11 protein-coding genes, 1 tRNA gene and 1 pseudogene are annotated in these 12,822 nt (G+C 56.7%); 6 read left to right on the forward strand and 7 right to left on the reverse strand.

The features are described 5' to 3' along the window. Positions 1 to 1,475: 1,475 nt before the first annotated feature. Positions 1,476 to 1,958, forward strand: a complete 483-nt coding sequence (locus tag ACR0DX_RS18680) for a hypothetical protein (protein ID WP_480847034.1) — start codon at positions 1,476 to 1,478, stop codon at positions 1,956 to 1,958. Positions 1,959 to 1,963: 5 nt separating this feature from the next. Here ACR0DX_RS18680 and ACR0DX_RS18685 read toward each other — a convergent pair whose 3' ends face one another. Next, positions 1,964 to 2,284 (reverse strand): HU family DNA-binding protein, encoded by a 321-nt coding sequence (locus ACR0DX_RS18685; protein WP_480847036.1) that lies wholly within the window; start codon positions 2,282 to 2,284, stop codon positions 1,964 to 1,966. Between the two features lie 307 nt (positions 2,285 to 2,591). After that, positions 2,592 to 2,681, reverse strand: a tRNA-Ser gene (locus ACR0DX_RS18690). Positions 2,682 to 3,149: 468 nt separating this feature from the next. On the opposite strand from ACR0DX_RS18690, the pseudogene ACR0DX_RS18695 reads away from it, so the two are divergent. After that, positions 3,150 to 3,461 (forward strand): annotated as a pseudogene (locus tag ACR0DX_RS18695) (FecR family protein); the annotation flags it as partial. Between the two features lie 277 nt (positions 3,462 to 3,738). Here the strand turns inward: ACR0DX_RS18695 and ACR0DX_RS18700 are convergent. Continuing rightward, entirely contained in the window at positions 3,739 to 3,909 is a 171-nt protein-coding gene (locus tag ACR0DX_RS18700; RefSeq protein ID WP_480847101.1) for a hypothetical protein, read from the reverse strand. A gap of 389 nt (positions 3,910 to 4,298) precedes the next feature. Here ACR0DX_RS18700 and ACR0DX_RS18705 point away from each other — a divergent pair, with 389 nt between their 5' ends. After that, positions 4,299 to 6,413, forward strand: coding sequence for a CHASE2 domain-containing protein (locus ACR0DX_RS18705; protein WP_480847038.1), 2,115 nt, complete (start codon positions 4,299 to 4,301; stop codon positions 6,411 to 6,413). Positions 6,414 to 6,549: 136 nt separating this feature from the next. On the opposite strand, the gene ACR0DX_RS18710 is transcribed toward ACR0DX_RS18705, so the two are convergent. Together ACR0DX_RS18710 and ACR0DX_RS18715 are read right to left on the reverse strand one after the other, a co-directional pair. Then, the gene (locus tag ACR0DX_RS18710; RefSeq protein ID WP_170353657.1) at positions 6,550 to 6,867 is read right to left on the reverse strand and encodes a DUF3775 domain-containing protein; all 318 of its coding nucleotides are present in this window, start codon (positions 6,865 to 6,867) and stop codon (positions 6,550 to 6,552) included. Positions 6,868 to 6,954: 87 nt separating this feature from the next. Continuing rightward, on the reverse strand, positions 6,955 to 7,728 hold the full coding sequence (locus tag ACR0DX_RS18715; RefSeq protein WP_170353658.1) for a DUF1365 domain-containing protein: 774 nt from the start codon (positions 7,726 to 7,728) through the stop codon (positions 6,955 to 6,957). Positions 7,729 to 7,875: 147 nt separating this feature from the next. On the opposite strand from ACR0DX_RS18715, the gene ACR0DX_RS18720 reads away from it, so the two are divergent. From ACR0DX_RS18720 to ACR0DX_RS18730, 3 genes are read left to right on the forward strand one after another with little or no spacing between them, the layout of a single operon-like run. Then, complete coding sequence (locus tag ACR0DX_RS18720) at positions 7,876 to 8,532, forward strand: sigma-70 family RNA polymerase sigma factor (RefSeq protein WP_170353969.1); 657 nt, start codon at positions 7,876 to 7,878, stop codon at positions 8,530 to 8,532. Between the two features lie 10 nt (positions 8,533 to 8,542). Next, positions 8,543 to 9,193 (forward strand): ChrR family anti-sigma-E factor, encoded by a 651-nt coding sequence (locus ACR0DX_RS18725; protein ID WP_170353659.1) that lies wholly within the window; start codon positions 8,543 to 8,545, stop codon positions 9,191 to 9,193. Positions 9,194 to 9,246: 53 nt separating this feature from the next. After that, positions 9,247 to 9,648, forward strand: coding sequence for a hypothetical protein (locus tag ACR0DX_RS18730; protein ID WP_170353660.1), 402 nt, complete (start codon positions 9,247 to 9,249; stop codon positions 9,646 to 9,648). Positions 9,649 to 9,651: 3 nt separating this feature from the next. Here ACR0DX_RS18730 and ACR0DX_RS18735 read toward each other — a convergent pair whose 3' ends face one another. Both ACR0DX_RS18735 and mutL read right to left on the reverse strand, forming a co-directional pair. Further along, positions 9,652 to 10,881 carry a DNA recombination protein RmuC gene (locus tag ACR0DX_RS18735; protein ID WP_170353661.1) on the reverse strand — a complete coding sequence of 410 codons (1,230 nt, stop codon included), beginning with the start codon at positions 10,879 to 10,881 and terminating at the stop codon, positions 9,652 to 9,654. A 52-nt stretch (positions 10,882 to 10,933) separates the two neighbouring features. Continuing rightward, positions 10,934 to 12,784, reverse strand: coding sequence for a DNA mismatch repair endonuclease MutL (mutL, locus tag ACR0DX_RS18740; RefSeq protein WP_170353662.1), 1,851 nt, complete (start codon positions 12,782 to 12,784; stop codon positions 10,934 to 10,936). Between the last annotated feature and the right edge of the window lie 38 nt (positions 12,785 to 12,822).

Raw genomic sequence — 12,822 nt, forward strand, 5'->3', positions numbered from 1 at the left:
AGCAGCCTCCAATACTGAATACCCATTGCGCTTTTGCTCTACGCGAACCGATCAAACGGATTGTGTTCCGCCTCTGCTTCAGGAACCTGAATATTGCTGCGGTTGGTTGGGCTCCCGCCCAATGCGCTGACGTGTAAACGAAGTTCTCTCAACAGCGCCGCGCTGAGGTCCCGTTGGACCTGTACTCGAGCCCTCAGGATCCACGCCGATTCCAACAAGGCACGGTCGCTGTGAACCAACCAGGGCAATTCGTCTGCAAAGGCACGCCAGACGACCTTTTCAGTCTCGTTGAGATAATTCGGCGCGCCCCCCCGAGCTCGCCCAGACCTTCCGTTTCGTTTCGTTCTCTGTACCGCTGGGGGCCTTTCTTTGCGGCGCCTGTCAGGATCGCCTTGCCAAGTGGTATCTTTGGTCTGGGCATTCTGTGCCTCGAATTTCTGAATTGCGGATATGTGTAAACAGCGGGTGGGTCGGTGTGCAGAGCGAAAGCGATGATGATTGACCTACCCCCCTTGGGTTGGGATGCTCTGACCTGCTCCTTAGTCGACCTTCATTCTTCCTCCGTATGTCTCTTTGCTTCTCACAGAGTGGTTAGTATTAGTGTTCCAAATCAGAACCGACCGATCGGAGAGATACCGGCCTGACCGGTTCTGAGATGGAACCATCAGAGGTCTTAGGGTTCTCGAACAAAACCACAGATGAAGGTGACGGGTCCGTCTCAGAACCGCGTTTTGTTTTTTGGGGCTGCCAGAACCGCCAATTATTGGTAGCGGCTTTCTTGCCGGATCGGATCTGCGTCGGCTTGGTCGTCAAACGCCACTCATGGGCGCGACGGTGATACCAGTTGCCTCTCCGCTCCAGCACAAGCGTTCATCATTACCTGCCGCCTTTCCAACAAATCCGATCGCGCATAAGCCCGCTCCACGTCTGACCCAATCTGATGAGCTTAATCCGCCTCCGCCAGTTCGCGCGGCGCGTTTGACTAGCATGATTATCAAAGTGCATTCGATGCTCTGGAAAAAGGCAATGTCACCGCTGGCAGTATGATCGACGGGGGATCAAAGGTATGTGACAACTGACGGCCTCCCTTAGACTAATTTAAGACAGAAAAAGGTGAGAGCGATATTCGTCCTTATAGGGAAGGTTGGCCCCCATTAATATGCATGGCACCTAGGGTATGCCTTAGGATAGGATTAAAGTTTGCTGCGTGTCCCAATCCCAATGCCGTGCGACCCCCAACAACGTTGCGTCACAATCCTAATATGGTTTTGCATTAAATGTGCTTCACGAACAACGCGGGAATGTGACCAACATCGCTACGATTGGATCACCATCGCACGACACACGCCTTACTACCTTGCCGATGCGGACTAACTAAAAGCTACATGATCTGGGCTTAGGATCGTCTCCACCCTTTTTTACTGGCCGCGGTTCTTTTGCTAAACTAGGCTTCACGTCACACCTCATGGGGTTCTATGATGGACAATACAAATCGGTTGCACCAAGAAGCATACCGCCTGAGTGAAAAGCGTCTCGAAGTACAATTGACTGCTGCGCTGTCAGCAGATGCAAGAGCGATGGCTTTTGCAGGAATTTGTTTGGCAGCGGCGGCGGTGTTGGGTGGTCTGGCCAAGGACGCAACCAGCCCAATACTATTGTTGAGCGGTGCGTTTCTACTGGGGGTCGCGGCGTTTTTGGCTGGATTTTCGGCGCGCCCAATCGACTTTCACATGCCTGGTGCTATGTTTTCCGATTTAGAAGAAGACATAAAGAACAATATTGATTTTGAAAAAGTGATTACGCAGTTAGGTGGATTTGCAGACACGCACTCGGTTCAGAATGATGAGAAGCTCACCAAAAACTCGAAACTATTTCAATTTGCTCTATTCCTTGCAGTGATTGGAATAGCCGTCGCCGTCATCCCACAACTATTCGACGCAATACTTACAGCGTGCTAAGATTCTTATCCGTTGACAGAGTCTTTAAGGGCCTTGGCAATTGTCATTTTTACGACCTTGTCTGCCTCTTTTTTGAACTGTTCACCCGTTGCAGGGTTTCGGACCATCCTGGCGGGTCGCTCTCGGCAGTAGATTTTTCCTACACCGGGTAGTGTTACTGCGCCACCTCTGGATACCTCTCGTGTAATAATTTCCACCAAAGCGTCGAGTGCAGATGCTGCTCCACCTTGGCCAAGGCCGGACTCTTCTGCAAGTGCAGCAACCAGTTGACTTTTAGTCATTGGCTTCAGCCGAACTTTTTTGATTGGGTCTGGTTCTTTGGCCATTCTCAAAACCTTAACAGCAGTTCTGGAAGGATGCTTCCAATTAGCAGAGGATTCAACTCCAATCAGATAACCATTTACTGCAAAAACTCAGCAAGCTTTGGCTACGAGGTTGGGTTTTGAAGATGATATTGATCCGTCCGCCTATCAACATTTCTCTCCAGAACCATCCAGCACCTCCCCCTTCGTGATTCACATTGCCCGCACTTGCCTCTTAGAAAAATGTGGGGGGGGGAAGCGTGTGGGGTGGCGCCACTTCGCTTGCGTCTAATTACTTGTTTTCAAAAAATTATTTAAGCCACAAGATGTATGGCGGAGACGAAGGGATTCGAACCCTCGAGACGGTTTCCCGCCTACTCCCTTAGCAGGGGAGCGCCTTCGACCACTCGGCCACGTCTCCGTTGGCCGGTATATCCCTGCCCGGCGACCAGTTACAAGGCGATTTTCCCAGCTGCTGTTATTTTTCTAACTTACGGCCCAAAGGTGGCATTAGAATTCGTAAAAGACACACCTAGTTGGCGTAAGTGCGCGCCGAGAAACCGTTCCAACGCATGACGCCGAGTTGGGTATGGAAGCAGGGCGAGTCAGAAAACTTGCCAACAGGACATGGTTTAAGGCATATTTGCTTATACATATTTAAGAAACCGATAAGATTAAATTTAATGGGGGCAAAACCGGGCAGTGGGCGTTCAGCCCATTTCTAAGCTATTGGGGGTATATAAGCTTGGCCTGGTTAAAAGTATTTTGCGTTGTGTTGTCTATATTGCTTGTACCTGTGCAAGTCTGGGCCAACATAGGAAAAGTCGTCGGTGTCAAACAAGGCGCACAAATCGTCAGAAGCGGAGAATCACAGCCCTTACGGTCCGGTATGGAGGTCGAGTCTGGCGACGCCATAACAACGGACCAAAATGGATTGGTTCAATTGATATTTGTCGATGAAACCAAAATAGCGATCGGACCGAACGCCAGCATGGTACTTGATGTGACCATGTTGCGCGGCAAGCAAAAAGCAAAGTCCTTTGCGGTTCAGGCATTGGGCGGTAGTTTTCGCTTCATCTCGGGGAAAAGTAAGAAAAGGGCATATTCCATCCAAACCCCGACAGCCACCATGGCTGTTCGGGGCACAACGTTCGACATGTGGGTTGTTCCCGGAACGCAAAGCGCAATGCTGGTTTTGGATGGCACTGTTCGAATGTGTGGCCTCGGCGGTACATGCCGCTCCACTGGGCGACAGTGCAGTCTGTTCGCGACCACTCAGCGCGGCAATGTTGGTCGACCTATAGATCAGGAACAATACGAGTTGGCGCTGAAGACTGGCTTTCCTTTCGTACAGTCTCAAGACGAACTACTAAGCCCGCTTAAAGTCGGGATTGGTGGCTGCGCAGCTGAATCCGTTCCATTGCCACCCATTAAGTCCGACGCACCGACACCGCGACGCATCCGGCAGCAAGCAAAAATCACTGCTGCCCCCCGTGCAGACCCACCGGCAGCTGACCCCCCCGCCGCCCCTGAGCCACCTGCGCCGGAACCACCGGCACCTGAACCGCCTGCGCCGGAGCCGCCTGCACCCGAACCGCCTGCACCCGAACCGCCTGCGCCCGAGCCGCCTGCGCCCGAGCCGCCTGCACCGGAGCCTTCGGACCCAAAAAGCAGGTCGGGTCAGGCTGATGGTTCTAACCCAGCGGGTCGGGGCGGGCCATCTGGTGGGGTTAACAACCCCGGAAAGGGCAAGGGGCCAGGGCACGGGAAAGGTCAAGGGCGCGGGAAAGGTAAGCGAGACAGGGGCGACGCTTGAGTACATGCGCCCTTTCTACGGCACAGTGACGTGCCAGCGCACGCAGACGCGTCAGCGAGCTGATAACCCAAACCGGGCAACCCTCGCCCGATGTTATCGGAGGCACACTTGACCGGGAAATCCAGAGAAAAAACGGGACGGCGGCGCGGTTTTCGCCTGGTCGGGCTGGGTTTGATACTGATCGGTTGCTTCATCAGGGTCATTGACCCTTATCCCATTCGCATGAGCCGTTTGATTTACTTCGACCTGCTGCAACGTGTTTCACCGCGCGAATACAACCCGGACTTGCCGATCCGCGTTCTGGACATTGACGAAGAAACCCTGGCGGTCTGGGGCCAATGGCCATGGCCCCGAACGCTATTGGCCCAGATGGTGCAAAACCTGGGCGAAAGCGGCGCTGCGGCAATCGCTTTTGATATGTTGTTTGTCGAGCCCGACAGATACTCGCCTGCGCGGTTGCTAAACGACCCTGCCTTGGCGGGTGTTCTGACGGTCGAACACCATGCACAGAAGATGGACTACGACGTTCTGTTCGGTCTGGAAGTAGCGAATTGGCCCGTTGTCTTGGGAACTGCTGCCCGGGTCTCGCAGGAAGGTGCCAAAATTACACCGAAGGCAGGCATTATTGAAGTCGGTGAACAACCGGCATCCGGGCTGGTCTCTGTCCCGTTCTGGACGCCAATTGCGCCGCCTCTGGGGCGCAGCGCTGCTGGCATTGGCGGTGTGAATGTCTCACCCCTGGGGGGAACGGGCGTTGTAAGGCGCGTTCCGGTTCTTTGGAACGGCCCCAGCGGTCCACTTCCCGGCCTTGGCATCGAAGCACTCAGGGTGGCAATCGGCGCGCCCTTTGTGCTGGCCGAGGGATCATCCGATGAAGAGGGCATTATGCTTGCGGTCGAGCTTGGTGATTTTCGGTTGCCGACCACTGAAAACGGCGAGGTCTGGATCAGATACAGGCGCGACCAACCCGAGCTCTACCTGTCGGCCAATGACGTAATGACAAGTCCTGATGACCCCGCGCTGCAAGCTGAAATCGAAGGCCGGATCATTTTGATTGGCACTTCTGCAGCAGGTTTGTTCGACATGCACCAGACGCCACTTGGCGAGTCCGTTCCCGGCGTTTCCATCCACGCACAATTGCTGGAACAGATCCTGACCGGCGAAATGCTGAGCCGGTCAGATGTAACCGCTGCGCTGGAGCTGCTGTCTTTCGTGTTGCTCGGCCTGATCGTGATCGCTGTCATGTCCAGCTTTGGGGCAGTTGCATCATTTGTTGCTGGGGGTTTAGCCGCTGCTGTGGTCATCGGCACAAGTTGGCTTGCTTTTCAAAATCAGCTGATCTTGTTTGATGTGACGTTCCCTCTGGCTGGGGGAATGGCCAATTTCGGCTTGTTAGCCGGGTATCTCTTTGTCTCAACCGAGCGTGAGAAGCACGAAATCCGCAAGGTTTTTTCACATTACGTAGCACCGGAAATCCTCGACGAAATGGAGCAGTCCGGCCACCGTTTGAAACTAGGCGGCGAGACGCAGGAGATCACGGTCATGTTCTCGGACATACGGGGATTTACTCCACTCTCTGAATCCGTGTCCGCAACCGAACTGGTGACCTTGCTGAACGAACTTTTCTCGCAGGTGGGCGACCAGATCTTGCATGAAAGAGGTACAATCGACAAATTCATAGGCGATGCAGTTATGGCGTTTTGGAATGCGCCTTTGCCGGTAGAAGACCACCCCTGTCGCGCTGCGCACGCGGCATTGTTGATGCGCAAAGCTCTGATTGCATTCAACGCGTCGAAGGTGATGCAGGACCGACCACCGATTGCCCTTGCCACGGGATGCGCCACGGGACACGCCTGCGTCGGCAATATCGGATCACGCAGCCGGTTCAACTATACGGTCATCGGTGATGTAGTGAACGTGGCGGCCCGCATTGAACAAAGCTGTCGCCATGTCGATTACGACATCGTTGTTTCGCACTCAGTCTACAACGCAGCGCATCAGGATATGGCAATGCTTGAAGCCGGATTTGTCGATCTGAAAGGCAAAACGGATCTCGAAGCGGTGTTCGTTCTTATCGGAGACAACACCGTGCTGGACAGCGCGTCGTTTCAACGGCTTTCAGAGGCACATAACGAACTTATTTCCGCAATCCGAGACCGGCAGCCGTACGATAGGATCGAGCAGTTGTGCGGGCACTGTTTGGCCATCGCGGTCGAAATCGAGCCTGGCTTGCGTCAGTTCTATCGCTCGCTTCCCGGTCGAGTGGCGGATTTCCGGACAGACGTTCAATCAGGTCAGGCAATGTTCAGTCATCGTGCCCGTGAGGTCAGGGCCTGAACGATCTTCGATTGACGGCCTTGGCGTACTGGCTCGGCAAGTACTGTCGGCCACTAAAAGAATAGGCCAGGCCATATTTCTGGACGCGTGTCGGGTCTTTCGACCCCGCTGCGGATCGCCTACGGAGCGCACGACCTTACATCAGATCGTTTTCGACGTCTTCAACCGAAATGCCCAAGGCGTCCAAACCGTTTTCTAAATGGTCAGACAGGTGCGGTGTTCCAATCAAGTAGTCCGCGCAAGGAGTCGACGCCTCGGACTTGGCGGTCGCGACAGCTTCAGCCAGATCATCCGCGAAAAAGCTTTCACGTCCGATCCACATGACGGCAACCAGTTCGGCCTGCTCGTCTTCGCTCATCCGGCCAATAAAAGCGCGCAATTCGCCCTCGGCCCGGTCCAGTTCACGCCCCATCATGGCGACCTGAGCTATTTTTCTTGCCGAGATTTCCAACATGTCCCAACTCCTCGTGTTCGCGACTTACTTACTACCAGAACCATTCTCAAAGGATTGAGTCTTTGATCTTACGCAAACAGCGGCGGGTTATGACTTGCGTATCCGAGAAATTGGATGATCCGGAACGGGTGCGGTACGGAAAGGACGGAATTGGGCCTTTTTTAATTTCAGTTTAAGCGCCTGCCACACGATCAAAGTGAAGGCACGCCGCGCCCCAAACGGACGTCGCACCAAAGACCAGAGGATCGCGCGATCGGTCAAAGGTGCCCTTGGGCCGGTAAGAGTGGCAATCAACCCCCCTGACTTGCGCCCATAATCAATCCAAATACCAACCCGGTCAGCGCGGTAGTCAAATCGAAACGTGTAAGAGCCTTCGATCTTCTGAAATGGCGATACATGCATCAGCTTGTCTGCCACGATGCGATCAGTGGGTTGGATGGGCGCGAAATTGGCATTGTGGCACAGGTAGCTGTGCCGCGTGCCATAAGTGTTCGTTACCTCAGCCACCACTGAGTAAAGGTTGTCGCAATCATCGAAACAGAACCAGAAGCTGACCGGATTAAACACATGGCCCAGAACACGGGGTTGCGTCAGCAGCATGATGTGCGCCGGCTGCAAAACGCCCAGCGCATCGAACTGTTCACGCAACCAAGCCGCGCCGCGCCCCTTACCTGGCGCACCGCCGTGGTCCCTATCTCTCCAGTTCGTAATGTTTGCGCCGTTCAAGGAAAACAGACGCGGCGTTGCGGCCTTTTTCTCGGGGTCAAACAGGATGTAGTCGACCGAATAACGAAATGCGTTTTCGATGGCCCCTTTACGCCCATGATAGGTTTGCCCTGCAATATGGTCTATCCGGTTCATTCCACATTTTCCATTCTGCCCGCGATTTGATCAAACAGCGCTTATTTTTTGCGGCCAATTCATAGGGATACTACGACAAGACAGCTCGTTTGGATTAAAATTTTCGTGCTTAGTGATCCAAGTTGGGACAGCCCGCGTAAAAAGAGTATGTTTACCGAGATCGATACCGCGAGCTTGGGTGAACCGGTGGCTGAAAAGCCCGTTGTAATGCCCCCGCGCGGGAAACAACGAGTAAAAGGACGACCGGTGAACCACGCAGACGGCAATTGCGAGACCAGAACGGAATGGGTTAACCATGTTGCCCGTATCCGCGACGCGCAGGATCAGGCGGCATTTGCCGAGCTGTTCCAGCATTTTGCGCCTCGGGTCAAAGCGTTCCTGATAAAGTCGGGGTCGGACGTGACCCTGGCCGAGGAATGTGCGCAAGAGGTGATGGCGACCTTGTGGCACAAGGCGCATCTATTCGATCCGGCCCGCGCAACGGTGGCCACTTGGGTGTTCACGATTGCTCGGAACAAGCGCATTGACGTGCTGCGCAAGCAACGCCGCCCCGAGCCCGAAGATCTGGGATGGGGACCCGAGGCCGAGCCGGACCAGCACGACATTATGGCGCTGCAACAGGAAACCGCGCAGCTGCGCGACGCGATGACCGCGTTGCCAGAGGCGCAAAGAGAATTGATCGAAAAGGCCTATTTCGGTGACCTGAGCCACCGAGAAATTGCCTCGCAAACCGGATTACCACTGGGCACGATCAAATCGCGAATTAGATTGGCGTTGGACCGCTTGCGCCATTCGATGAATTGAGACAACGACGATGAGCAAAAACATAAAACATCACCTGACGGATGACCTGCTGATGGCTTACGCCGCAGGCAATCTGCCCGAAGCGTTCGACCTCATGGTCGCTACGCATCTGTCTCTGTGCGACCACTGCCGCGCGCGGGCCGAAAGCTTTGATGCCGTCGGGGGCTGTGTTCTGGAAGATCAGGAAAGCGCCGCTCGGATGAGCGACGGATCGCTTGCGGCAACCATGGCGTTGATTGCGCAAGGTGCACCGATTGCAAAACCAGTCCAACCGGGATGTTCGGTCCTGCCTGCTCCGTTGCAGGATTACGTGGGCGGAAATGTTGAAGCGATCAAGTGGCGCTCAATCGGCATGGGTGTGAAACAGGCTATCTTGCCGACTACTAGTGAAGCAACCGCGCGATTGCTGTTTATCCCCGCTGGGGCCGCCGTACCGGACCACAGCCACAACGGGATGGAGCTGACAATGGTCTTGCAAGGGGCGTTTTCGGATGAGGTCGACCATTTCGCTCGCGGCGATGTCGAGATCGCGGATGAGGACCTGCATCACACGCCCACGGCCGATATGTCCGAGGATTGCATCTGTCTGGCCGTGACCGACGCACCGTTGAAGTTCAACAAGCTGATGCCGCGCCTGTTCCAGCCCTTTCTACGAATCTGACGGCAGAGACACGTTGTGCTAAGCTGCCGTCATTCGTCGGAGGATAGTGCATGATGAAACGCCTGATCTTTATCGCAGCAATCCTGGGTCTGGCCACTTCGGCCTCGGCCCAACGCTTAGCCGAGGTCAAATTCCAACCCGGCAATTACGGCACGATGGTCAACGGCACCATCACCGGGGACGAGTATTTCGACTACAAGCTGGGCGCTCAGGCCGGTCAAGAGCTTTTCGCCGATCTGCAGGTCAGCGATACCAATGGCAACGGCGTGATCTATTTCAACATCCTGCCACCGGGCAGCGAGGGTGAGGCGATCTATATCGGCTCGATCGACGGCAACACCGCGCGTATCGCCCTGCCCCAAAGCGGAGATTACACGATCCGCGTTTACCTGATGGGCAATGACCGCGACACCGGCAAGACTGTTGGCTACAATCTGGACCTGTCAATCCAGTAGCGGCTAGCCTTCGGTCTTGCCCAGCGGCACCACGTTGGAGTGATCGTCAGGGGCCAGTTCCTCGAAATCGAAGTTATCCAGCCGCTGCGCCCGGCGGCCAGCCTTTTCGGCGCTGATCTTGATTTCCGAGATATCCTTAGCCGCCTGTCCAAAGTGGCGGTCCAGATTGGACACCCGGTCGCCAAGGCGCTCCACATCCTTGTGTAGCATCCCCAATTCCTTGCGAATAGCGCCCGCCTGTTCCCGCATTCGCGCGTCTTTCAGTATCGCGCGCATGGTGTTCAGCGTCGCCATGCAGGTGGTAGGCGACACGATCCAGACGCGCTTGCTGAAACTCTCCTGCACCAATTCGGGGAACTTGGCGTGCAGCTCGGCATAGACCGCCTCGGACGGCAGGAACATCAGCGCGCCATCGGCGGTCTCGCCATCCAGAATGTATTTCTCGGCAATGTCGTTGATATGCTTGCGCACTGTGCTGCGGAACATCTGCACCGCTGCCTTCAGCTCGGCATCGTTGGTCGATCCGATCAGCGCCTCATAGGCCTCCAGCGGGAATTTGCTGTCGATCACGATAGGGCCCGGTGGGTTCGGCAGGTTTATCAGGCAATCGGCGCGCCGCCCGTTCGACAAGGTCGCCTGCAGTCGGAAACTGTCCGAGGGCAGCGCCTTGGACACGATATCATTCAGCTGAATTTCCCCAAACGCGCCGCGCGTCTGCTTGTTCGACAGGATATCCTGCAGCGACAGCACATCGCCCGACAGTTTGGTGATATTGTCCTGAGCCTTGTCGATGGCGGCGAGGCGCTCCTGCAGCTGGGTCAGCGAGGTCGCGGTCTGTTTCGACGAGCCATGCAGCGATTCCTTCATCCTCTCCTGCATCTCGGCCAAAGCACGCGCGGATTTCATCGCATTATCCGCCAGCCGGTCATTCATCTGCTGCTGCACCGAGGACAGGCGCGATTCGACCGTCTGGATCACCTGTACCTGCGCATTGGCCTGCGTGTCTGAAACATGCTGCAACCCGCCACGGAGTTGCTCCTGCCCCTGTCCCAATTGCTGCACGTGCTGGCCCAGATACGCCATCTGCCGCGCCAGAGGTTCAGCCATGCGGGCGGACTGCTGCGCCGCACGCAGCGACAGAAACAGCAGTAAAAGGATCAGCGCCACCAACCCGCCGCCGATCAGAATCACGGGGTCGTTTAGGGCGATTTGGGTGCCAGAAATCTCGATCATGTCGCCTCGGATGTTCTTGTTTTATTCCTCATACCGCACGCAGGTGGAGGGATCAACTGCGCCCAAACAGCCGTTCAATATCGGACAGTTTGAGTTCCACATAAGTTGGCCGCCCGTGGTTGCATTGGCCGGAATGGGGCGTCGCCTCCATCTCGCGCAGCAGGGCGTTCATTTCCTCGGCCCGCATCCGGCGGCCCGACCGGACCGATCCATGACAGGCCACCCGGCTGAGGATCGCCTCAATCCGCGCCTGAACCGTCTGGCTTTCGCCCTGATCGGCCAGTTCATCAAGGATATCCAGGATCATCCCGCGGGCATCGACTTCGCCCAGAATGGCTGGTGTTTCGCGTACGGCAATAGCTCCGCCACCAAAGGGCTCCAACGTCAGGCCAAGGCGGGTCAGGTCGTCGGCCACGGCCACCAGGCGGGCACAATCGCTGTCAGACAGTTCCACGATCTCGGGGATCAGCAGCGCCTGCGCAGCGACGCCGTTTTCCGCCATCTGGCGTTTGAGTTTCTCATAGACCAGCCGCTCATGCGCTGCGTGCTGATCGACGATCACCATGCCATCGGCGGTTTGGGCAATGATGTAGTTCTCATGCACCTGCCCGCGCGCTGCGCCCAGCGGCAGATCCTGCGCCGGAGGCTCTTCTGCGACAACGGGTGCGGGCTCCACGATGCTGCCGCTGTAATCCTGCGACAGCTCTGCAAAACCCGGTGCCTGCGCCTGATAGGATGCCTGCCGGGCTGCCAGCGACGGCCGATCCATCTGATAGACCCGCGTGGGCGCAGGCTGTGCCGGTTCAGGCCGCATCACGCCCAAAGTCGCATTGGCCACGGTCGAAGAGGCCCGATGCCGCGCGTCGGCCAGCGCGTGCCGCAGGGCAGACACGATCAGCCCCCGCGCCACACCGGGATCGCGGAACCGGACCTCGGATTTTGCCGGATGCACATTCACGTCGACCAGCGTCGGATCACAGTCGATGAACAGCGCGGCTGCCGAATGGCGATCCCGGCTGAGGAAATCGAAATACGCCGCCCGCAGCGCTCCGGTCAGCATTTTATCACGCACCGGACGACCATTGACGAACAGGTACTGCGCCACCGCCGCGCCACGCGAATAGGTCGGTAGGGCGGCGTAACCGTACAGCCTGATCCCCTCACGCGTGGCGTCGATCTGCAGGGCGTTCTCGGCAAACTCGCGCCCGATCACGCGGCCCAGTCGGGCGTGCAGGGCATCGAACAGATCGCCGTTCTCGCGGTCGGCGCGGAAGGTCACGCGCCCCTCACCTCCGCCCGAGACATCGCGCAAGGTAAAAGTGATTGCCGGTTCGGCCATGGCCAGACGTTTGACCGTGTCGCTGATCGCCTGCGCCTCGGCCCGGTCGGTGCGCATGAACTTCAGCCGGGCGGGCGTGGCAAAGAACAGATCGCGCAGCTCAACCACTGTGCCCGCGCGCAGGGCAGCGGGTTTGACCGCCCCCATCCTGCCGCCCGAGACGTTGATCTGCGCCGCCTCACCCCCGGCCACGCGACTGGTGATGGTCAGTCGACCTACTGCGCCCAGCGAGGGCAGCGCCTCGCCCCGGAAGCCAAAAGTATGAATGTTCAGCAGGTCTGACCCGTCGATCTTGGAGGTCGCATGGCGCGACAGCGCCAGTGGCAGATCATCGGCCGCGATCCCGCAACCATCATCGGTGACGCGAATCAGCGTCTTACCCCCATCGGCAATGTCGATGGCGATCCGGCTGGCCCCTGCATCAATGGCGTTTTCCACCAGCTCTTTGACTGCCGAGGCCGGACGTTCGACCACTTCGCCTGCCGCGATACGGTTGATCGCAGCATCGTCCAACTGTCGTATTACGGGACGGGTATCGCTGATATTGGGGTTTGCCTGCGCCATACCCCTAGACCTAGCACATGCGTGCGCGATTCTACCAC

It is taken from the genome of Ruegeria sp. D3 (assembly GCF_056534465.1).

What these genes read in the sequence shown, in the direction of transcription:
- ACR0DX_RS18680 (WP_480847034.1), top strand. Translation starts at nt 1,476, where the DNA reads ATGATGGACAATACAAATCGGTTGCACCAAGAAGCATACCGCCTGAGT.
- ACR0DX_RS18685 (WP_480847036.1), bottom strand. Translation starts at nt 2,284, where the DNA reads ATGGCCAAAGAACCAGACCCAATCAAAAAAGTTCGGCTGAAGCCAATG.
- ACR0DX_RS18705 (WP_480847038.1), top strand. Translation starts at nt 4,299, where the DNA reads ATGAGCCGTTTGATTTACTTCGACCTGCTGCAACGTGTTTCACCGCGC.
- ACR0DX_RS18710 (WP_170353657.1), bottom strand. Translation starts at nt 6,867, where the DNA reads ATGTTGGAAATCTCGGCAAGAAAAATAGCTCAGGTCGCCATGATGGGG.
- ACR0DX_RS18715 (WP_170353658.1), bottom strand. Translation starts at nt 7,728, where the DNA reads ATGAACCGGATAGACCATATTGCAGGGCAAACCTATCATGGGCGTAAA.
- ACR0DX_RS18720 (WP_170353969.1), top strand. Translation starts at nt 7,876, where the DNA reads ATGTTTACCGAGATCGATACCGCGAGCTTGGGTGAACCGGTGGCTGAA.
- ACR0DX_RS18725 (WP_170353659.1), top strand. Translation starts at nt 8,543, where the DNA reads ATGAGCAAAAACATAAAACATCACCTGACGGATGACCTGCTGATGGCT.
- ACR0DX_RS18730 (WP_170353660.1), top strand. Translation starts at nt 9,247, where the DNA reads ATGAAACGCCTGATCTTTATCGCAGCAATCCTGGGTCTGGCCACTTCG.
- ACR0DX_RS18735 (WP_170353661.1), bottom strand. Translation starts at nt 10,881, where the DNA reads ATGATCGAGATTTCTGGCACCCAAATCGCCCTAAACGACCCCGTGATT.
- mutL (WP_170353662.1), bottom strand. Translation starts at nt 12,784, where the DNA reads ATGGCGCAGGCAAACCCCAATATCAGCGATACCCGTCCCGTAATACGA.